Annotated in this window: 18 protein-coding genes and 1 pseudogene; 13 read left to right on the top strand and 6 right to left on the bottom strand. The window is 69.0% G+C overall.

Going from position 1 to position 17869, the window contains the following annotated elements:
- Positions 1 to 102 precede the first annotated feature (102 nt).
- A pseudogene (gene hisC, locus AC07YS_RS18800) lies at positions 103 to 1086 on the top strand (histidinol-phosphate transaminase); the annotation flags it as partial.
- A gap of 46 nt (positions 1087 to 1132) precedes the next feature.
- Positions 1133 to 2101 (top strand): Bug family tripartite tricarboxylate transporter substrate binding protein, encoded by a 969-nt coding sequence (locus AC07YS_RS18795; RefSeq protein ID WP_495268902.1) that lies wholly within the window; start codon positions 1133 to 1135, stop codon positions 2099 to 2101.
- 3 nt (positions 2102 to 2104) lie between these two features.
- Here AC07YS_RS18795 and AC07YS_RS18790 read toward each other — a convergent pair whose 3' ends face one another.
- A complete protein-coding gene (locus AC07YS_RS18790) occupies positions 2105 to 2845 on the bottom strand; it encodes an IclR family transcriptional regulator (RefSeq protein ID WP_495268901.1) in 741 nt (246 codons plus the stop codon).
- An 89-nt stretch (positions 2846 to 2934) separates the two neighbouring features.
- Here AC07YS_RS18790 and AC07YS_RS18785 point away from each other — a divergent pair, with 89 nt between their 5' ends.
- The 4 genes from AC07YS_RS18785 (at position 2935) to AC07YS_RS18770 (ending at position 6538) form a co-directional block, all read left to right on the top strand.
- The gene (locus AC07YS_RS18785) at positions 2935 to 3870 is read left to right on the top strand and encodes a hydroxymethylglutaryl-CoA lyase (protein ID WP_495268900.1); all 936 of its coding nucleotides are present in this window, start codon (positions 2935 to 2937) and stop codon (positions 3868 to 3870) included.
- Positions 3863 to 5053: a CaiB/BaiF CoA transferase family protein gene (locus AC07YS_RS18780; RefSeq protein WP_095743347.1), complete on the top strand. Its 1191-nt coding sequence runs from the start codon at positions 3863 to 3865 to the stop codon at positions 5051 to 5053. Before AC07YS_RS18785 ends, AC07YS_RS18780 begins: the two co-directional genes overlap by 8 nt.
- Before the next feature lie 41 nt (positions 5054 to 5094).
- A complete protein-coding gene (locus AC07YS_RS18775; protein WP_062479733.1) occupies positions 5095 to 6021 on the top strand; it encodes a LysR family transcriptional regulator in 927 nt (308 codons plus the stop codon).
- A 64-nt stretch (positions 6022 to 6085) separates the two neighbouring features.
- Positions 6086 to 6538, top strand: a complete 453-nt coding sequence (locus AC07YS_RS18770; protein WP_056584391.1) for a DUF2214 family protein — start codon at positions 6086 to 6088, stop codon at positions 6536 to 6538.
- Positions 6539 to 6623: 85 nt separating this feature from the next.
- Here AC07YS_RS18770 and AC07YS_RS18765 read toward each other — a convergent pair whose 3' ends face one another.
- Positions 6624 to 6989 carry a hypothetical protein gene (locus AC07YS_RS18765; protein ID WP_095949699.1) on the bottom strand — a complete coding sequence of 122 codons (366 nt, stop codon included), beginning with the start codon at positions 6987 to 6989 and terminating at the stop codon, positions 6624 to 6626.
- 132 nt (positions 6990 to 7121) lie between these two features.
- Here AC07YS_RS18765 and argS point away from each other — a divergent pair, with 132 nt between their 5' ends.
- The 7 genes from argS to AC07YS_RS18730 all read left to right on the top strand — a co-directional run bounded on the left by argS (position 7122) and on the right by AC07YS_RS18730 (position 15259).
- Entirely contained in the window at positions 7122 to 8807 is a 1686-nt protein-coding gene (gene argS, locus AC07YS_RS18760; RefSeq protein WP_495268899.1) for an arginine--tRNA ligase, read from the top strand.
- Positions 8808 to 8821: 14 nt separating this feature from the next.
- On the top strand, positions 8822 to 9586 hold the full coding sequence (locus tag AC07YS_RS18755; RefSeq protein WP_095949698.1) for an SPOR domain-containing protein: 765 nt from the start codon (positions 8822 to 8824) through the stop codon (positions 9584 to 9586).
- A gap of 155 nt (positions 9587 to 9741) precedes the next feature.
- Positions 9742 to 10386 (top strand): thiol:disulfide interchange protein DsbA/DsbL, encoded by a 645-nt coding sequence (locus tag AC07YS_RS18750; protein WP_070063733.1) that lies wholly within the window; start codon positions 9742 to 9744, stop codon positions 10384 to 10386.
- A gap of 122 nt (positions 10387 to 10508) precedes the next feature.
- Positions 10509 to 11228 carry a lipopolysaccharide transport periplasmic protein LptA gene (lptA, locus tag AC07YS_RS18745; RefSeq protein ID WP_070063776.1) on the top strand — a complete coding sequence of 240 codons (720 nt, stop codon included), beginning with the start codon at positions 10509 to 10511 and terminating at the stop codon, positions 11226 to 11228.
- Positions 11225 to 12019: an LPS export ABC transporter ATP-binding protein gene (gene lptB / locus AC07YS_RS18740; RefSeq protein WP_070063734.1), complete on the top strand. Its 795-nt coding sequence runs from the start codon at positions 11225 to 11227 to the stop codon at positions 12017 to 12019. The genes lptA and lptB overlap by 4 nt, the downstream gene beginning before the upstream one ends.
- A gap of 17 nt (positions 12020 to 12036) precedes the next feature.
- The gene (rpoN, locus tag AC07YS_RS18735) at positions 12037 to 13632 is read left to right on the top strand and encodes an RNA polymerase factor sigma-54 (protein WP_495268898.1); all 1596 of its coding nucleotides are present in this window, start codon (positions 12037 to 12039) and stop codon (positions 13630 to 13632) included.
- Positions 13633 to 13642: 10 nt separating this feature from the next.
- Positions 13643 to 15259 (top strand): phospholipase D family protein, encoded by a 1617-nt coding sequence (locus tag AC07YS_RS18730; RefSeq protein ID WP_495268897.1) that lies wholly within the window; start codon positions 13643 to 13645, stop codon positions 15257 to 15259.
- A 12-nt stretch (positions 15260 to 15271) separates the two neighbouring features.
- On the opposite strand, the gene AC07YS_RS18725 is transcribed toward AC07YS_RS18730, so the two are convergent.
- From AC07YS_RS18725 to AC07YS_RS18710, 4 genes are read right to left on the bottom strand one after another with little or no spacing between them, the layout of a single operon-like run.
- On the bottom strand, positions 15272 to 15919 hold the full coding sequence (locus AC07YS_RS18725; RefSeq protein WP_095743356.1) for a LysE family translocator: 648 nt from the start codon (positions 15917 to 15919) through the stop codon (positions 15272 to 15274).
- A 25-nt stretch (positions 15920 to 15944) separates the two neighbouring features.
- Positions 15945 to 16577: a YceI family protein gene (locus AC07YS_RS18720; RefSeq protein WP_495268935.1), complete on the bottom strand. Its 633-nt coding sequence runs from the start codon at positions 16575 to 16577 to the stop codon at positions 15945 to 15947.
- Between the two features lie 38 nt (positions 16578 to 16615).
- A complete protein-coding gene (locus AC07YS_RS18715; RefSeq protein ID WP_495268896.1) occupies positions 16616 to 17200 on the bottom strand; it encodes a YceI family protein in 585 nt (194 codons plus the stop codon).
- Positions 17197 to 17808 carry a cytochrome b gene (locus AC07YS_RS18710; protein WP_307587630.1) on the bottom strand — a complete coding sequence of 204 codons (612 nt, stop codon included), beginning with the start codon at positions 17806 to 17808 and terminating at the stop codon, positions 17197 to 17199. Before AC07YS_RS18710 ends, AC07YS_RS18715 begins: the two co-directional genes overlap by 4 nt.
- Between the last annotated feature and the right edge of the window lie 61 nt (positions 17809 to 17869).

The raw sequence follows: 17869 nt of genomic DNA, 5'->3' as shown, positions 1-17869 counted from the left end.
TGAAGGTAATCGACCCAGGCCCCAGCCTCGCTTCAAAGGGTAGGCCCTGAGGCCGGGCCGGTGGCAGCTGTATATATTTAACTTCTTAAATAATCAGCTCCCGCCGCAATGATCCTCCTGGCTTCCAACGAAAACCCGCTCGGCATGCCCGAGTCGGCCCGCCGCGCCGCCGCCGCCGCCCTCGAAGGCGCGGGCAACTACCCCGACAGCAACGGCACCGCGCTCAAGCAGGCGCTGGCCGCCCGGCTCGACGTGCCGCCCGAGTGGCTCACGCTGGGCAGCGGGTCGAGCGAGATCCTCGAGCTCGCAGCGCAGGTCAGCCTCAAGCCGGGCGAGAGCGTCGTCTATTCGCAGTACGGCTTCATCGTCTATGCGGCGGCCACGGCGCACGCCCATGCGCGCGCCACCGTCGTGCCTTCGCGTGACTTCGGCCACGACCTGGACGCGATGCGCGCCGCCATCGGCGACGACACGAAGCTGGTCTTCGTGGCCAATCCGAACAACCCGACCGGCACCTTCATCGATGCTGCGCCGCTGCGCGAGTTTCTGCAATCGGTGCCCGCGCACGTGACGGTGCTGCTCGACGAGGCCTACACCGAGTACCTGTCGCCCGCGCAGCGCTACGACAGCATCGAATGGGTGCGCCGCCTGCCCAACCTGATCGTGGCGCGCACTTTTTCCAAGGCCTTCGGCCTGGCGGGGATGCGCATCGGCTACGGCGTGTCGCAGCCGGCGCTCACGGCGCGCCTGAACGCGCACCGCCCGCGCTTCAACGTGACGACGCCGGCCCAGGCCGCGGCCGTGGCGGCGCTGGGCGACGCCGACTTCCTGGCGCGCACCTACGAACTCAACACCGCCGGGCGCGAGCAGCTTGCCGCGGGCTTCGCCGCGCTGGGCCTGCCGCACGTGCCGTCGTCGGGCAACTTCGTGATGGTGCAGGTCGGCGATGCGCCCGCCGTGCACGCGCGCCTGCTGGCCGCCGGCATCGAGGTCTCGCTGCTCGGCCCCTACGGCCTCCCGCAATGGCTGCGCGTGAGCGTCGGCCTGCCGGCGCAGAACGAGGCGCTGCTGGCCGCGCTGCGCTGAAGACCCCACGCACACCGAAGAACAACCACCCCGAGGAGACCGCCCCATGCAACGCCGCCAGTTCGCAGCGCAGGCCGCTGCCGTCATCACCGCCACGGCGCTCGCGCCGATGGCGTTCGCGCAGGAGCGCACGGTGCGCATCCTGATCGGCTTTCCGCCGGGCGGGTCGGCCGACGTGGTCGCGCGGATCCTGGCCGACAAGATGCGCGTGTCGCTCGGACAGAACGTCATCGTCGACAACAAGCCCGGCGCGGCCGGCCGGCTGGCGCTGGCCGAGCTCAAGCGCTCGCCGCCGGACGGCAGCGTGCTGATCTTCTCGCCCAGCGGCGCGATGGTGATCCACCCGTGGCTGTATTCGAACCTCGGCTACGACACGGTGAAGGACTTCACGCCGATCTCGCTCGGCAGCACCTTCGACTTCGCGGTGACGGCCGGACCGGGCGCGCCGGCGGGCGACCTGAAGGCGGTGATGGCCTGGATGAAGGCCAACCCGGGCAAGGCCAACTACGCGACCTCGGGTGCCGGCACGGTGCCGCACTTCGCGGGCCAGCTGCTGGCGCAGGCCTCGGGCGTGCCGATGACGCACGTCGCCTACCGCGGCGGCGCGCCGGCCGCGCAGGACCTCATCGGCGGACAGGTGCCGCTGATGGTGGACACCGCCTCGGAAACCATCGAGCACCACCGTGCGGGCAAGGTCCGCATCCTCGCGGTGACGGGCGAAAAGCGCAGCCGCGCGCTGCCCGACGTGCCGACGCTGAAGGAAGCGGGCATCAACGTGACGGCCGATGCCTTCTTCGGCTTGTATGGCCCGCCGGGCATGTCGCCCGAGCTGGTCGCGCGCATCGACAAGGCCGTGGCCGACGCGCTGCGCCTGCCCGATGTGCAGGAAAAGATCTACGCGCTGGGCCTCGTGCCGGCGCATGCGGGGCCGGCGGAGCTGGCGACGATCCAGGCGATGCACCTGAAGCGGTGGGAGCTACCGATCAAGAACTCGGGCTTCAAAGCGGAGTCCTGATGCTCACACCTGCCCGCTGAGCGCCTGCGCCGCCGCGCGCACGGGCTCGATGTAGCCCTCTTCATAGCGGTGCGTCGGCATCGTCAGCGTGACCGCCGCGGCGAGGCCGCCATCCGCGTGGAACACCGGCGCCGAGATGCCCGCCAGCTCGGCCGTGCGGTCGCCCACCAGCGCGCAATAACCCTGCGCGCGGATCGCGTCGTACAGCTTGCGTTCCTTCGTGCCGCGCGGCCGTTCGGCCTCGGGCCCGAAGGCGATCAGCACGCGCGCGCCCGCGCCCCGGTCGTTGGGCAGCAGGTCGCCCGCGCGCACGTGGTCACGCACCACATGCGAGGAATCGATGCGGAACTGGCACAGCCGCACCCAGCTGTCGCCCTGGTCCTGCCGCACGTGGTACGCCGCGCTCTCGCCGGTGGCGGCGGCGAGCGTGCGCAGCACCGGCAGCACGAGGCGGTCGAGCGATTGCGACGCGGCGTACAGCCCGTGCAGTCGCGCGATCTCCAGCCCCAGCGCATAGCGCCCGTCGTCCTGCCGGCGGATCAGCCGCGCGTGTTCGAGCGAGGCCAGCAGGCGCAGCACCGTGCTCTTGTAGAGCTGCGTGCGCTCGGCGAACTGCGCGAGCGACAGCGCCTCGTCGCCGGGCCGGAAGGCCGACAGCAGGCTCAGCGCGCGGTCGACCGCGGCGGCGCCGCCGGGGGCGGCGTTGAGGTCGGACACCGATTCGGTCTGGGCTTTGCGGGGCATGGCGTGGCTTGACAGTCGGCGGGCTTGCCGATTTAATTCTGTTTAACAGAATATAGTTCTGCAAGATAGAACAGTCAAGAAAGCACCCGATGACCTCCCCCGACGTTCTCATCAGCGAGGTCGGTCCGCGCGACGGCCTGCAGTCCGTGAAGGCCACCATGCCCACGGCCGACAAGCTGCGCTGGATCGATGCGCTGCATGCCGCCGGCCTGCGCGAGATCGAGGTCGCCTCGTTCGTGCCCGCGAAGCTGCTGCCGCAGATGGCCGACGCCGCCGAGGTGGTGCGCCACGCGGTCACGTTGCCCGGCCTCGTGGTGATGGCGCTGGTGCCCAACCGCAAGGGCGCGCAGGCCGCGCTCGAGGCGGGCGTGCACAAGCTCACGATGCCGGTGTCGGCCAGCGTGGCGCATTCGCTGGCCAACGTGCGCAAGACGCCGACCGAGATGGTCGAGGAGGTGCGTGCCATCGCCGAGCTGCGCGGCGCCCTCGCGCCGCAGGTGAAGCTCGAAGCCGGCATCTCCACCGCCTTCGGCTGCACGCTGCAGGGGCTGGTGCCGGAAGACGACGTGATCCGCCTGGCCGTGCAGTGCGTCGAGGCCGGCGCGCAGGAGGTCGGCCTGTCGGACACCGTGGGCTACGCCAACCCCGCGCAGGTGCGCCGCCTCTTCAAGCGGCTGCGCGCCGAACTCGGCGTGCACGCGGGCGCGGCCCACATGCACAACACGCGCGGCCTGGGCATCGCCAACTGCCTGGCCGCGTGGGACGAGGGCGTGCGCACCTTCGACGCCTCGCTCGGCGGCCTCGGCGGCTGCCCGTATGCGCCGGGCGCGTCGGGCAATGCGGTCACCGAAGACCTCGTCTTCATGTTCGAGGCCATGGGCGTGCGCACCGGCATCGACATCGACACACTCATCGCGGCGCGCGCGCCGCTCATGGCCGGCCTGCCCGGCGAGCCGGTCTACGGCATGACGCCCGAAGCCGGCCTGCCCAAGGGCTTTGTCCAGGAAACCCTCCCTCATGTCTGAAGCCAATCCCTTGCCCTACGCGGGCGTGCGCGTCGTCGAGTTCACCCACATGGTCATGGGCCCGACCTGCGGCCTGCTGCTGGCCGACCTGGGCGCCGAAGTCATCAAGGTCGAGCCCATTGAGGGCGACAACACGCGCCGCCTGCTGGGCTCGGGCGCGGGTTTCTTCCCGACCTTCAACCGCAACAAGAAGAGCATCGCGCTCGACCTGAAGAAGCCCGAGGGCGTGGAGGCCGCGCTGCGCCTCATCGCCACCGCCGACATCGTGAGCGAGAACTTCAAGCCCGGCACGATGAAGAAGCTGGGGCTCGACTACGACACGCTCGCCAAGCTCAACCCGCGCCTCATCTACGTGAGCCACAAGGGCTTCCTGCCCGGCCCCTACGACCACCGCACCGCGCTCGACGAGGTGGTGCAGATGATGGGCGGCCTGGCCTACATGACCGGCCGCGCCGGCGACCCGCTGCGCGCGGGCACCAGCGTGAACGACATCATGGGCGGCATGTTCGGCGCCATCGGTGCCATGGCCGCGCTGCGCCAGCGCGATCTCACCGGCAAGGGCTGCGAGGTGCAGTCGGCGCTGTTCGAGAACAACGTGTTCCTCGTCGCGCAGCACATGATGCAGTTCGCCGCCACAGGCAAGGCGGCCGATCCGATGCCCAGCCGCATCTCGGCCTGGGCCGTGTACGACGTGTTCACGGTGAAGGACGGCGAGCAGATCTTTCTTGCGGCTGTGAGCGACAAGCAGTGGGCGATCTTCTGCAAGGCCTTCGGCCTCGAGGAGATGCTGGCCGACCCGCGCCTGAAGACCAACAACGACCGCGTGCGCGCACGCGAGTGGATGATGCCGATCCTGCGCTCGCACCTCGCCAACCACAGCGCGGCTGAACTGAGCGCGGTGTTCGAGCAGAACGAGCTGCCCTTCGCGCCCATCACCAAGCCGCAAGAATTGTTCGACGACCCGCACCTCAACGCCACCGGCGGCCTCGCGCCCGTGCGCATGAACGACGGCCACATGGCCAAGGTGCCGCTTGCGCCGTTCACGCTGGGCGGCGAACGCCCCGGCATCCGCCTGCAGCCGCCGCACATCGGCGAGCACAGTGCGGCGCTGCTGAAGGAAGTGGGCTACAGCGACGGCGACATCGCCGCGCTGCGGGCGCAGGGCGTCACGGCCGGCGACTGAGCCCCTGCTCCATGCGCGGCGGGCGATATAGTTCCCGCGCCATGGACCGCCTCAAGCAGCTCGAATCCTTTGTCTCGGTCGCGACCCGCGGCAGCCTCACCGCGGCGGCCAAGGCGGAAGGCGTGGCGCCCGCGATCATGGGCCGTCGCATCGACGCGCTCGAAGAACGCCTGGGCGTCAAGCTGCTGGTGCGCACCACGCGCCGCATCGCGCTCACGCACGAAGGCAGCGCCTTTCTCGAAGACTGCCAGCGCCTGCTGACCGAGTTCGCGAACGCCGAGGCCAGCGTGAGCGCCGGCGGCGTGAAGGCCAGCGGCCACCTGCGCGTGACCGCGCCGGCCGGCTTCGGCCGCCGCCACGTCGCGCCGCTGGTGCCGCGCTTTCATGCGCTGCATCCCGAGGTGACGATCTCGCTGAACCTCAGCGACCGCGTGGTCGACGTCACGGGCGAGAGCTTCGACTGCGCCGTGCGCGTGGGCGACCTGCCCGACTCGTCGCTCGTGAGCGTGCGCCTGGCAGACAACCGCCGCCGCTGCGTCGCCACGCCCGAGTTCCTGCGCCGCCACGGCGCGCCCAAGCATCCGGGCGAGCTGTCGCGCTTTGCCTGCCTCACGCTGTCGAGCGACGCCTCGCAGACGCGCGGCTGGGCCTTTCGCATTACCAGCGAGGAGGGCGTGCAGGAACTCATCCATCTGCGCCCCAGCGGCCCGCTCGATTGTTCCGACGGCCAGGTGCTGCATGACTGGTGCCTGGCGGGCCACGGCATCGCCTGGCGCAGCACCTGGGAGGTCGAGGCCGAGATCGACGCCGGCCTGCTCGTGCCCCTGCTCGACGACTTTGCCGCACCGCCCAACGGCATCTATGCGGTGTTCACAGGCACCAAGCACCTGCCGCTGCGCGTGCGACTGTGGCTTGATTTCCTCAAAGCGCAGTACGGGCAGCCGGAATTCTGGGGCGGGCGGTCCTGAAATCGTGACCGGGCGGCACAATGCTTTTTGCATTTGCTTGCAACCCCGATGAAGAAAGTTTCCGATGACCCTCGAAGCCATCCTCGCCTACCTGCATCTGTTGGCCATCCTCACGATGGTCGTGTTCATCTCCAGTGAAGCCGCGCTGTGCCGCGTGCAATGGCTCAATGCCGCCGTGGTCGAACGGCTGGCCAAGGTCGACATGGTCTACGGCATCGCCGCGATCGCCGTGCTGGCCACGGGCATCGCGCGCACCTGGTGGGGCGTGAAGGGCACGGCCTGGTACTGGACCAACCCGCTGCTGCACGTGAAGCTCACGCTGTTCATCATCGTGGGCGTGCTGTCGATCTTCCCGACGCTGACCTACTTCCGCTGGCGCAAGACGCTGCGCGCCACGGGCAAGCTGCCGGCAGAGGCCGACATCCTGAAGACGCGCAAGCTGGTGATGATCCAGGCGCACCTGATCGCGCTGATCCCGCTGGTGGCAGTGTTCCTGGCGCGCGGCTTCGGCAAGTAATCAACACAAAAGACAAAAGAAAAGGCCCGCATGAGCGGGCCCTTCGGGAGTAACAAATGTCAGCGCCACACGGCGCCGCGCCGGATCAGGCCTTGGCCGCGTCGGCTTCGCACTTCTTCATGAAGCTGTTCTTGGCGGCACCGGCCAGGGCCTTGCCGTTCTTGTCGAGGGCCTTGGCGGCGCAGGCGGGTCCGGCGGCGGCCTTGGTGCACTTCTTCATGAAGCTGTTCTTGGCGGCGCCGGCCAGGGGCTTGCCGTTCTTGTCGATGGCCTTGGCATCGCAGCTGGCGCCACCGGCCGGTGCGGCCGCGGCGGCAGGGGCTGCCGCAGGTGCGGCGGCGGCAGCGGGGGCCACGACCGGGGCGGGTGCCTTGTCCTGCGCGTAGGCGCTGAACGACAGGCAGGCGCCGAGCGCGACGGTGGAGGCGACCAGGGAAAGGAGCTTCTTCATGGTGGATATGTCCTTGCAAGGTTGGGTTGTGACAGACGCCCCGCCTCGGGGCCGACCATCCTAACGGGCGACATCGCCCATCGGATGACGATCGTTAACTGGGTCCGGGTTTGCCCCCGGTAAAATTCACAGATGCTATTGGTCAAACAGGAGCTGCTCGCGGCGCTCGCGAACACGCTCGAAACCCTCTCTCCCGGCGCCGGCGCCAAAGCCGCGTTCGAGTCGCCCAAGGTGGCGGCGCACGGCGATTTCGCCAGCACCGCTGCCATGCAGCTCGCCAAGCCGCTGGGGCGCAAGCCCCGCGAACTGGCCGAGGAACTGAGCGCTGCGCTGCTCGCCACCCCCGCTTTCAGCCAATGGGTCGAGGCCATCGAGATCGCCGGCCCCGGCTTCCTCAACATCCGCCTGAAGGCTGCCGCCAAGCAGCAGATCGTGCGCGAGGTGCTGGCCGCCGGCGAAGCCTTCGGCCAGCAGCCCGCCACCGGCGAAAAGGTGTTGGTCGAGTTCGTCTCGGCCAACCCGACCGGTCCGCTGCACGTCGGCCACGGCCGCCAGGCCGCGCTGGGCGACGCCATCTGCAACCTGCAGGCCTCGCAGGGCCAGAGCGTGTGGCGCGAGTTCTATTACAACGACGCCGGCGTGCAGATCCAGACGCTGGCCAACAGCACGCAGCTGCGCGCCAAGGGCTTCAAGCCCGGTGACCCCGAGTGGCCCAGCGGCGAAAAAGCCCCGGCCTACAACGGCGACTACATCGCCGATATCGCCGAGGACTTCAAGGCGAAGAAGACCGTCAAGTCGGACGACCGCGAGTACACCGCCAGCGGCGACATCGACGACCTGGACAGCATCCGTGAGTTCGCCGTGGCCTACCTGCGCCGCGAGCAGGACCTCGATCTGCAGGCCTTCCGCGTGCGCTTCGACAACTACTACCTCGAGTCCAGCCTCTACACGAGCGGGCGCGTCGAAGCCGCCGTGGCCAAGCTCGTGGCCGCCGGCAAGACCTACGAACAGGATGGCGCGCTGTGGCTGAAGTCGACCGACTACGGCGACGACAAAGACCGCGTGATGAAGAAGCAGGACGGCACGTACACCTACTTCGTGCCCGACGTCGCGTATCACATCGCCAAGTGGGAACGGGGCTTTCACAAGGTCGTGAACATCCAGGGCACCGACCACCACGGCACCATCGCGCGCGTGCGCGCCGGCCTGCAGGCCGCGGGCGAAGGCATTCCCGAGGGCTACCCCGACTACGTGCTGCACACCATGGTGCGCGTCATGAAGGGCGGCGAAGAGGTCAAGATCAGCAAGCGCGCCGGCAGCTACGTCACGCTGCGCGACCTGATCGAGTGGACCAGCACCGATGCCGTGCGCTTCTTCCTGCTCAGCCGCAAGCCCGACACCGAGTTCCTTTTCGACATCGATCTGGCGTTGGCGCAAAACAACGACAACCCGGTCTACTACGTGCAGATGGCGCACGCGCGCATCTGCAAGATGCTGCGCGACTGGGCCGGCGACGTGGCATCTCTGAGCACGGTGGACCTGTCCTCGCTGGAGGCCCCGCAAGCGCAGACGCTGATGCTGCAACTGGCCAAGTACCCGGGCATGTTGACGGCCGCTGCCAAGGATTTCGCGCCCCACGACGTAACTTTCTACCTGCGCGAGTTGGCCGCCAATCTGCACAGCTACTATGACGCCGAGCGTGTGCTGGTCGACGACGAAACGTTGAAGAAAGCGCGCCTGGCACTCGTCGCCGCTTGCGCGCAGGTGCTGCACAATGGCCTCGCGATCCTCGGCGTTAGTGCGCCGAGCAAGATGTGAATCACCCTCTGAACATGAAGAAGACAAGCAGACAACGCGGCAACATCGTCATCGGGCTGATCATTGGCCTGGTGCTCGGTCTGGGCGTCGCCCTGGGCATCGCGGTCTACGTCACCAAGGTGCCGATCCCGTTCGTCAACAAGACGCAACGCGGCGGTGCCGAGCAGGACGAAGCCGAAGCCCGCAAGAACCGCGACTGGGACCCGAACGCGCCGCTGGCCGGCAAGGCCGGCGCGCCCAAGCCGGCCGCCACGCCGCCGGCCGCCACGGCCACCGGCCCGGTGAACCCGATCACCGGCGCGCCCGCCACCGTGGCCCCCGGCACGCCGCCCGTCGCCACCGCGCCGGTCACCGCCCCGGCCCCCGTGGTGGTGGCGCCCAAGCCGGCGCGCCCCGCGCCGGTGCCGGCCGAAGCCAACGCCTTGCCGCCGTCGAACGATCCGCTGGGCGACCTGGCCCGCGCCCGCGCAGGCGGCAGCACGACCACCGCGTCCGCCGCGCCGAGCCACACGGCCGCCGCGCCGTCGTCGTCGGGTGCCGACCCCTTCATGTACTTCGTGCAGGCCGGCGCCTTCCGCACCACCGACGACGCCGAGGCGCAGCGCGCCAAGCTGTCGCTCATGGGCGTCGAGGCCAAGGTCACCGAGCGCGAGCAGGCTGGTCGCACGGTCTACCGCGTGCGCGCGGGCCCGTTCAACAAAAAGGACGACGCCGACCGGCTGAAGGAACGGCTCGACGGCGGCGGTCTCGAATCGGCGCTGGTGCGCGTGCAGCGCTGACCGACGCCTTTCTTGAACAGCCTTTAAGCTCTCGCCCGCGCGGCATCTGCCGCACGCTGTTTTTGTCAATTCCAGCGCCTCGGTCGCGCCGTCCACGGGGAACTCCCGGCGGCGCGCCGGCTCTGTACTGCGGTACCCACAGGAGAACCTTTTCCATGAAACGTCGTGACTTTTCGCTGGCCGCCACTTCGATCGGGCTGCTTTCGCTGGCTGCCGTTCCGGCACACGCCCAGCGCGCCCCCAAGGCCGGCACCGATTTCCTCGTGCTCGACAAGCGCGTGCCCGTCGATGCACCCGCCGGCAAGGTTGAGGTGGTCGAGTTCTTCTCGTACAACTGCCCGCATTGCAACGACTTCGAGCCCTCGCTCGAAGCCTGGGTCAAGGCAGCCCCGAAGGAAGTGGCCTTCCGCCGCATCCCGGTGCCCTTCGTGGGCAACGACGTCGAAGCCAAGCAGCGCCTGTACTTCACGCTCGAAGCCATGGGCAAGCTGGAGGAATACCACCCGAAGGTGTTCGCCGCCATCCACGCGCAGCGCCAGAACCTGAACGGCGACGCCAACATCCAGGCCTGGGCCGAGCGTGCCGGCCTCGACGGCGCCAAGTTCAAGGAAACCTTTGCGTCCTTCGGCGTGGCCAGCAAGGCCCGCCGTGCGGCGCAACAGACCGAGGCCTACAAGGTCGCCGGCGTGCCGGCCCTGGCCGTGGCGGGCCGCTGGTATGTCGATGGCGAAACCGCCGGCAGCATGTCCAAGGTGCTGCAGGTCGCGACCTTCCTCATCGGCGAAGCCAAGAAGGGCTGACCGACCCGACGACCTGGTTTCTTGGTCGAATGCAAGGCCCGCTTCGGCGGGCTTTTTCATTGGCGGCGGTGGGCAATTGCCATCCCACGCATACAATGTTTCAGAGCAAGTTTCGTGCCTTTATGACATTGCCCTCCATCCCCACATTCCCCACCCTTCGTCGCCTCGGCCGCCTGGCTTTCGGTGCGCTGTTGCTGGCCGGTGCCGCCTCGGGCGCCCTGGCCGAAACCGCCGACCGCACCAAGCCGATGAACATCGAGTCCGACTCGATGCGCTACGACGACCTGAAACAGACCAGCGTGTTCACCGGCAACGTGCTGGTCACGAAGGGCACGATCATCATCCGCGGCGCGCGGCTGGACGTGCGCCAGGACGCCGAGGGCTACCAGTACGGCGTGGTCACGGCGGCGCCCGGCAAGCTGGCTTACTACAAGCAGAAGCGCAACGCCGGCGACGAGTGGATCGAGGGCGAGTCGGAAGTCATCGAGTACGACAGCCGCGCCGACAACGTCAAGTTCATCCGCCGTGCCGTCATGCGCCGGCTGATCGGCGCCACGGCCAACGACGAGAGCAGCGGCGCGCTGATCGTCTACGACCAGAGCAACGACACCTACACCGTCAACGGTTCCCTCGTGCCGCCGAACGCCGGCGTCTCGGCGGGCGGCGGCGGCCGCGTGAAGGCCATCCTCACGCCGAAGGCCACGCCAGCCCCGGCGGCGCCCGGCTCCGCACCGGCAGCGGGCGGCAAGAAGCCCGCGGCCCCGGCACCCACCCCCGCGCCCGGCGCCGGGCTGCGCCCGAGCACCACGCTGGGCGGCACCGAAGGGGAAGGGCGCAAGTGATCGAAACCGCAGGAACCCAGACCGCCGACGGCATTCCGGGCAGCCGCCTCGTGGCGCGCGGCCTCAAGAAGAGCTACGGCAGCCGCACGGTCGTGAAAGACGTCTCGCTCGATGTGCAAAAGGGCGAGGTCGTCGGACTGCTCGGCCCCAACGGCGCGGGCAAGACCACCTCGTTCTACATGATCGTCGGGCTGGTGCGCGCCGACGCCGGCGAGATCACCATCGACGGCGAGCCCATCGCCCACATGCCCATTCACCGCCGCGCGCGCATGGGCCTGAGCTACCTGCCGCAGGAGGCCTCGATCTTCCGCAAGCTCACGGTCGAGGAAAACGTGCGTGCCGTGCTCGAGCTGCAGCGCGAGCCCGACGCCAACGGCCGCATGATGCCGCTGACCAAGCAGCACACCGAAGAGCGCCTGGCCGACCTGCTGGCCGACCTGCGCGTGGACCACCTGCGCGATTCGCCCGCGCTCGCGCTGTCGGGCGGCGAGCGCCGCCGCGTCGAGATCGCGCGCGCGCTGGCCACGCAGCCGCGCTTCATCCTGCTGGACGAGCCCTTCGCCGGCATCGACCCGATCGCGGTGATCGAGATCCAGCGGATCATCAGCTTCCTGAAAGAGCGCGGCATCGGCGTGCTCATCACCGACCACAACGTGCGTGAGACGCTGGGCATCTGCGATCACGCGTTCATCATCAGCGACGGGCACGTGCTGGCACAAGGCACACCCTCGGAGATCGTCGACAACGCCGAGGTACGCAGGGTGTACCTGGGCGAGCACTTCCGCATGTAAGGGAGGGTCGCGTCTCCATGAAGCAAGGGCTGTCCCTTCGCGTCTCGCAGCATCTGGCGCTGACGCCACAGCTGCAGCAGTCCATTCGCCTGCTCCAGCTCTCCACGCTCGAACTGAGCCAGGAAGTGGAGCAGATGCTGGACGAGAACCCGTTCCTCGAACGCACCGCGGAAGAAGCGGCGCGCGAGGAGTTCGGGCTGGACACGGCCGACGCGCCGGTGCCGCGCGACGACGCGGGCGAGGGCGAGGCCGAGGCCGAGTTCACGCCGTCCGCCGCCAGCACTTCCTCCACGTCCAGCGACACCACCACCTCGACCCCCGACACCGACGGCCCCGCCGCCGAGATCGCCGAGCGTGAGCCCGACTGGGAAGGCGACGGCACCGTCGACATGGCGCCCGACGACAGCGAGTGGGGCAGCGATGCGCCCGCGCGCCAGAACAACCTGGGCGACGACGAGCGGGCCGATGCCACCGAACTCGCGCGCAGCCAGGAATCGCTGCAGTCCTTCCTGCACCGCCAGGCGCTGAGCCTGCGGCTCAATGAAAACGACTGCGCCGCGCTGCGCTTCCTGATCGAGTCGCTCAACGACGACGGCTACCTCGAAGACTCGCTGCCCGCGCTGGCTTCGGGCCTGGCGGGCGACGACAACGACCAGTTCGACGACCTCGTGCACCACTTCCAGGTGGCGCTGGGCCTGCTGCAGAGCCTGGAGCCGGTGGGCGTCGGCGCGCGCGACCTCGGCGAATGCCTGAGCATCCAGCTGAAGGCGCTCGCCAGCGAAGACGAGACCGAGGCCGAAGCGCTCATCCGCAAGACCGCCATCGCGATCTGCAAGCAGCCCATGGAGCTGCTCGCGCGGCGCGACTTCAAGCGCCTGGCCACGCTCACGCGCACCAACGAAGAGCTGGTGCGCTCGGCGCTGCAGATCATTGCGCGCCTGGAGCCCAAGCCGGGCCGCCGCTTTGTCGACGTCGAACGCAACATCGTCATCCCCGACGTGATCGTCACCAAGACCGGGCGCGGCACCAACGTGAAGTTCCGCGTCATGCTCAACCCCGAGGTCATGCCGCGCCTGCGCGTGCACGACATCTACGCCGGCGCGCTCAAGTCGCACAAGGGCGAGGGCAGCCAGGCGCTGTCGCAGCGGCTGCAGGAGGCGCGCTGGTTCATCAAGAACATCCAGCAGCGCTTCGACACCATCCTGCGCGTGAGCAACGCCATCGTCGAGCGCCAGAAGAGCTACTTCGTGCACGGCGAGCTGGCGATGCGCCCGCTGGTGCTGCGCGAGATCGCCGACGAGCTGGGCCTGCACGAGTCGACCATCTCGCGCGTGACCACCGCCAAGTACATGGCCACGCCCTTCGGCACGGTCGAGCTGAAGTACTTCTTCGGCTCGGCGTTGGGCACCGAGACCGGTGGCAATGCGTCGAGCACCGCGGTGCGCGCGCTGATCAAGCAGTTCGTGAGTTCCGAGAGCATCAAGAAGCCGCTGTCCGACAGCCAGATTTCCGAGATGCTGAAAGAGCAGGGCATCGAGTGCGCGCGCCGCACCGTCGCCAAGTACCGCGAAGCCTTGCGCATCGCACCGGCCAACCTGCGCAAGGCTCTGTAGAAAGCCCACGATGACCCGTCGCCTGCTGTCGCGCTGGGGGCATTGGGTGGTCGCCCTCGTGGCTGCATCGCTGTTCGCCGGTTGTGCCACCTTGCCCGACGAGGCGCCGCGTCCGCCTACCAAAGCGATGGCCGTCTCGGCCGACACCGCGCTCGGCAAGATCGCGCTGGCCTCGCAGCCCGACCCCGACCTCAGCGGCTTTCGCCTGATGCCCGGCGGCGACTTCGCCTTCGACACGCGGCTGCAGCTGGCGCGCCGCGCGCAGCGCACGCTCGACGTGCAGTACTACCAGATCGAGAACGACGAGACCGGCCGCTACCTGTTGCGCACCCTGCGCGATGCGGCCCAGCGCGGCGTGCGCGTGCGCCTGTTGATGGACGACCTGTACACGTCCGGCGAAGACGAGCTGCTGCTCGGCCTGGCCGCCACGCCGAACGTGGAGCTGCGCCTGTTCAACCCGTTCCCGGCCGGGCGTGGCAGCCTGCTCAAGCGCTTCACCGCATCGCTGTTCGACTTCAGCCGCGTCAACCGCCGCATGCACAACAAGCTCTTCATCGCCGACGGCGCGATGGCCGTGGCGGGCGGGCGCAACATCGGCAACCAGTACTTCCGCCGCACCACTGGCCCGAACTTCATCGACCTCGACACCTTCGTCACGGGCGCGCTGATCCCGCGCCTGGGCGTGCTGTTCGACCAGTACTGGAACAGCCCGCACGTGCGCCCGATCGGCGCGGTCGTGCACACCGACCTGCCGCGCGAGGAACTGCAGCGCCGCTTCGACGCCGCCACCGGCCCCGACACCACGCCGCCGCCGCCCAAACCCGCGCCCAACGACCTGCTCGGCTACAGCCCGGTGGCCGACGACCTCGACGCCGGCAAGCTCGGCCTGATCTGGACCACCGCCGAGGCGTATGCCGATTCACCCGACCGCGTGATCGGCAAGACTGCGTCGTACGGCGGCGTGCCGCTGCTCGACGTGGACAGCGTGCGCTACAACGTGGTCGAGCAGATGCGCCGCGCGCGCAGCGAGGTGACGCTGGTCTCGCCCTACCTGATCCCGGGCGCGTCGGGGCTGGAGGTGATGCGCGAGATCCGCGGGCGCAACGTGAAGATCAGCGTGGTCACCAACTCGCTCGCCGCCACCGACGAGCCGCTCGTGCACACCGCCTACCGCCGCTACCGCGCCGACATGCTGGCGCTGGGCGCCGAGCTGCACGAGCTGAGTTCCGCGCGCACGCGGCGCAGCGTGCGCCTCGGCCTGTTCGGCACGTCGGTGGGCCGGCTGCACGCCAAGTCGGCGGTGATCGACCAGCGCATCCTGTTCGTCGGCTCGATGAATTTCGATCCGCGCTCCGAGGTCCACAACACCGAGATCGGTCTGTTCATCCGCAGCCCAGAGATGGCGCAGCAGACCCTGAAGCTGCTCGACGTGCTCAAGCAGCAGGGCGCCTACCGGCTGCGCTTTGCCGAAGGTGGTGATGCGGGCGCAGTCGGCTCGCGGCGCATCGAATGGGTCAGCGAGGAAGGCGGCAAGACCACCGTGCTGCACGAAGAGCCCGACTCGGGCTTCTGGGACCGCACGATGCTCGAACTGCTGGCGCCGCTCACGCCCGAGAGCCTGTTGTAGCGGCTTGGTTGGCTAGGTGCCGCGCACGGCCGACCACACCAGCCGCAGGCCCAGCAGGCCCATCACGCCGCCGGCGGCGCGGTCGATCCAGGTCTTGTAGCGCAGGTAGGCCGCGCGCGGCGCGGCCGAGGACAGCGCCAGCGCGACGATCGCGTACCAGCCCGTCTCGATGCAGAAGATCACGGCCGGCACTGCGAGCGCCAGCACCAGCGGCACCTCGCGCGGCAGGAAGGCCGCGAAGATGCTCGCGTACACCACCGCCGTCTTCGGGTTGCTGATCTGCGTGGCCAGGCCGAGCAGGAAGGTGCGTCCGCTGCGGCCCTGGCTCCGGGGCGAGGCGTCCGTGTCGGGCGTGATCGCGAGCGGCTGCCGCGCGCCGCGCCAGATGCGAAAGCCCAGGTAGATCAGGTAGGCACCGCCGAAGGCCTTGATCGCGAGGTACAGCGCCGGCACCGCGAGGAACGCTGCCTGCAGCCCGGCCAGCGCCGCGATGGAGAACGCCAGCCCGCCAGCGCCCATGCCCAGCGCCGCAGCGAGTCCGTCGCTGCGCGAGGCCACGGCGGTGCGCGCCACCATGACGAAGCTCGGGCCCGGGCTCATCGCGCCCACGGCCATGGCGCCGGCGATGCCGAGCAGGGACAGAAGGTGGGCGTCGGTCATGGGAAGGCTCCGGTGGGGAATGGGTTCATTGCACGTTCACGGCTTCGACCTGCACCAGCAGCTTCACCTTGTTCTCGAAGCCGAAGTTCAGGCCCCAGGTGATGCCCCAGTCGCTGCGCTGCACGGTGGCCTCGAAGTCGCCGCCGCAGACCTGGCGGTTGATCAGCGGGTTCAGGTAGCAGTTGAAGCGCACGGCCTTCAGCGTCACCGGCTTGGTCTGGCCCATGAGCGTGAGCGTGCCGGGCACGTCGGTCACCTTGTCGCCGCTGAAGTCGATGCGCTCGGCCACGAAGCGGCCGGTGGGGAATTCGGCCACGTTGAAGAAGTCCTTGCTCTGCACGTGGCGGTTGAGCAGGTCGACGCCGGTGTTGATGGAGCTGATGTCCATCGTGATGTCGACCTTGCCGCTGGCGCCGGTGCCGTCGATCTGCACCGAACCGTCCTTGGTGCTGAAGCGGCCGCGGTTGGTGGTGGTGCCGTAGTGGCCCATCTCGTACATGACGAAGGTGTGGGTCGGGTCGATCACGTAGCTCGCGTTTTTGGCCGGCCCGCCCGCGGGCTTGGCGGCCAGCGGCGGCGCGGTGTATTCCTGGGCCGTGGTGGCCAGCGGCAGGGCCGCGCCCGCGCAAAGGGCCGCGGCGAAGAAGAGCTTGTTCATGGCAAAGGAAGAAGGATGCATGGGAAATGAAATCGTCGTCACAGCGGCCCGAGGCCCGCGAGCGTCAGTTTGAAGCGCACCTGCACCTCGTTGCCGACCACCGAGGTGTCGGTCCATTCGCCGTCGCCCACCTTGTAGTCGAGCCGCTGGATCGTGAGGGTGCCCGTGGCGACCGAATAGGCGCCGCCCGACGACACGATGCTCACGGGCACCGTCACGTACTTGCTGACGCCCTTGATGGTGAGCTTGCCGGCCATCTCGAAACGGCCCTCGCCCAGCGCCTTGATGGCGCTCGAGCGGAAGCTGGCCTGCGGGAAATGCGCGGTGTCGAACCAGGTCGGCTTGGGCAGCTCGGCATCGCTCATGGGCACGCCGAAGCCGGCGCTGGCGGTGTCGATCTGCAGCACGACCGAGCCGCCCTCGGGCTTCTTCGGGTCGAAGGCGACCTGCGCGTCGAAGCGCTTGAAGCTGCCTTCCACCGGCACGCCCATCTGCTTGCTGACGAAGGCGATCTGGCTCTTCTCGGGCACCAGCTTCGCGGTGGTGGCCGGCATGGGCTCGGCCGCGGCGTGCAGCGCGAGGCTGAGGAGGGCGGCGGTGCCCCACGAAAGACGGGTCGTCATCCGGCGGATTCCTTGCGTGGCGCGGGCCACATGCGTTGCAACAGACCGTCGTGGTCGATCCAGTGGTGCTTGAGCGCCGCCGCCACGTGCAGCAGCGTGACGCCGGCCAGCAGGAAGGCGCTGCGCTGGTGCAGCGGCTTGAGCACGGCCTCGGCGAAGTCCTTGTCGACCGCGACCAGGTCGGGCAGCGGCAGCAGGCCGAACCACACGACCGGCACGCCCATGCCCGAGCTGTAGGCCCAGCCGAACAGTGGGACCGCGAAGAACAGCAGGTACATCAGCGCATGGCTGATGCGGTGGGCGGCCCGCTGCCAGGCCGGCATGGCCGCCAGCACCCGCGCCGACAGCGGCGGCGGGCGGTGCGTGAGGCGCCACAGCAGCCGCAGCGCCGACAGCAGGAGGATGGTGATGCCGGCCCACTTGTGCCAGCTGTAGAGCTTCAGGCGCTGGGGCGAGAAGGGCAGGCCCGTCATGTAGAGCCCGACGCCGAGCGAACCGACGATCATCGCCGCGAGCAGCCAGTGCAGGGCCATCGCGACCCGCCCGTAGCGGGGCTCGCGCAGGGCGGCGGCGCCAACGGCAGGGGCGGAAAGTGGTTCGACGGGCATCGGGGCAGGGGCGGCGGCGGCCTGTGCGCGGAGCATAGCTCGGAAGCGATGACACCGCAGC

The organism is Variovorax sp. GW458-11-26-14-LB1 (assembly GCF_059423965.1).
This window is presented reverse-complemented; position numbering and strand designations above follow the sequence as displayed.

Coding starts and splice junctions, on each gene's coding strand:
- AC07YS_RS18785 (WP_495268900.1), top strand. CDS start 2,935: ATGACCTCCCCCGACGTTCTCATCAGCGAGGTCGGTCCGCGCGACGGC.
- AC07YS_RS18725 (WP_095743356.1), bottom strand. CDS start 15,919: ATGACCGACGCCCACCTTCTGTCCCTGCTCGGCATCGCCGGCGCCATG.
- AC07YS_RS18720 (WP_495268935.1), bottom strand. CDS start 16,577: ATGAACAAGCTCTTCTTCGCCGCGGCCCTTTGCGCGGGCGCGGCCCTG.
- AC07YS_RS18775 (WP_062479733.1), top strand. CDS start 5,095: ATGGACCGCCTCAAGCAGCTCGAATCCTTTGTCTCGGTCGCGACCCGC.
- AC07YS_RS18780 (WP_095743347.1), top strand. CDS start 3,863: ATGTCTGAAGCCAATCCCTTGCCCTACGCGGGCGTGCGCGTCGTCGAG.
- AC07YS_RS18790 (WP_495268901.1), bottom strand. CDS start 2,845: ATGCCCCGCAAAGCCCAGACCGAATCGGTGTCCGACCTCAACGCCGCC.
- argS (WP_495268899.1), top strand. CDS start 7,122: ATGCTATTGGTCAAACAGGAGCTGCTCGCGGCGCTCGCGAACACGCTC.
- AC07YS_RS18755 (WP_095949698.1), top strand. CDS start 8,822: ATGAAGAAGACAAGCAGACAACGCGGCAACATCGTCATCGGGCTGATC.
- rpoN (WP_495268898.1), top strand. CDS start 12,037: ATGAAGCAAGGGCTGTCCCTTCGCGTCTCGCAGCATCTGGCGCTGACG.
- AC07YS_RS18730 (WP_495268897.1), top strand. CDS start 13,643: ATGACCCGTCGCCTGCTGTCGCGCTGGGGGCATTGGGTGGTCGCCCTC.
- AC07YS_RS18770 (WP_056584391.1), top strand. CDS start 6,086: ATGACCCTCGAAGCCATCCTCGCCTACCTGCATCTGTTGGCCATCCTC.
- AC07YS_RS18715 (WP_495268896.1), bottom strand. CDS start 17,200: ATGACGACCCGTCTTTCGTGGGGCACCGCCGCCCTCCTCAGCCTCGCG.
- lptA (WP_070063776.1), top strand. CDS start 10,509: ATGACATTGCCCTCCATCCCCACATTCCCCACCCTTCGTCGCCTCGGC.
- AC07YS_RS18750 (WP_070063733.1), top strand. CDS start 9,742: ATGAAACGTCGTGACTTTTCGCTGGCCGCCACTTCGATCGGGCTGCTT.
- AC07YS_RS18710 (WP_307587630.1), bottom strand. CDS start 17,808: ATGCCCGTCGAACCACTTTCCGCCCCTGCCGTTGGCGCCGCCGCCCTG.
- AC07YS_RS18795 (WP_495268902.1), top strand. CDS start 1,133: ATGCAACGCCGCCAGTTCGCAGCGCAGGCCGCTGCCGTCATCACCGCC.
- AC07YS_RS18765 (WP_095949699.1), bottom strand. CDS start 6,989: ATGAAGAAGCTCCTTTCCCTGGTCGCCTCCACCGTCGCGCTCGGCGCC.